This is a genomic window from Pseudoalteromonas sp. Isolate3, assembly GCF_022398505.1.
Lineage (GTDB): Bacteria > Pseudomonadota > Gammaproteobacteria > Enterobacterales > Alteromonadaceae > Pseudoalteromonas > Pseudoalteromonas apostichopi.
In genome coordinates, this window is record NZ_JAKEVN010000261.1 from 1 (window position 1) to 1,134 (window position 1,134).

Here is a 1,134-nt window from a genome sequence, read left to right on the forward strand (position 1 = left end):
TTTTAATTCTAAAGAGGAAACTCAACTCTATTTCTAAAGAATAAATTTAAAAAAGACACCCAACTTAATATTTCTCACTTCTCAAAATTATGACTAAACTTAAAATGTTCAACTCATGGAGGAGAAGAGCATGGCAACACCACGGAAGAACTTAATTAGCCTTTCAAACACGCCTTATTACCACTGTATTTCACGTTGCGTTCGCCGCGCTTATTTATGTGGAAAAGACCCACTTACTGGTCGCTCTTATGAGCACCGGCGCGATTGGGTTGAAACGAAATTACTTCAGCTTGGCAATATATTTTGTATTGATATTTGTGCTTATGCTGTTATGAGCAATCATACTCATTTGGTACTCCATGTTAATTTAAAAAAATCTAAGCGATTAAATAATAAAGCTATTCTTATAAGATGGCACAAGTTGTTTAAAAGCTCTTTTTTATGTCAACGGTATTTAAGTGGTGAATTACTTACACAGGCGGAGCTCGCAGCTTTAAATGCTCGAATTAATATTTATCGAGAAAGGCTAAGTAGTATTAGTTGGTTTATGCGAGTTCTTAATGAAGGTATTGCTCGAAAGGCCAACAAAGAAGATGGCTGCAAAGGGCGATTTTGGGAAGGCCGTTTCAAATCACAAGCTTTGCTAGATGAAGCTGCGCTTGCTGCTTGTCTTGCTTATGTTGACTTAAACCCGATTAGAGCCAAAGCAGCTGATTTACCAGAAAAGTCCGACTACACAAGTATTAAAATGCGAATTCAATCATCTGAAACAGGTAAGCAACCGAAAGCACTCATGCGCTTTGCTGGTGAGCAACATAAACGTACACCTAAAGGTCTGCCATTTGACCTAAAAACATACCTGCAACTCGTTGATTGGACTGGCCGCTCTATACGAAATAATAAACCAGGTAAAATACCTGATGAAGCGGCCCCAATTATAGAAAGGTTAAATATAAGTGCTAGCAACTGGCTTTCACTCACGACCTCATTTACACGTTCATTTAAAAATGCAGCTGGTAAAGAGCAAGCAATTACAGCTCATGCAATACACATGCAAAGAAAACGAAGAAGCTCAATAGCTAATAGCCAAGCTTTGTTTTGCTAAATTCTAAAACTATACAATCACTTCTTTTA

The 1,134-nt window shown here is 37.6% G+C and carries 1 protein-coding gene; it reads left to right on the forward strand.

Annotated elements, in window-relative coordinates:
* Window positions 1–130: 130 nt before the first annotated feature.
* The gene (locus L1D46_RS20720) at window positions 131–1,105 is read left to right on the forward strand and encodes a transposase (protein ID WP_239978176.1); all 975 of its coding nucleotides are present in this window, start codon (window positions 131–133) and stop codon (window positions 1,103–1,105) included.
* Window positions 1,106–1,134: the final 29 nt, after the last annotated feature.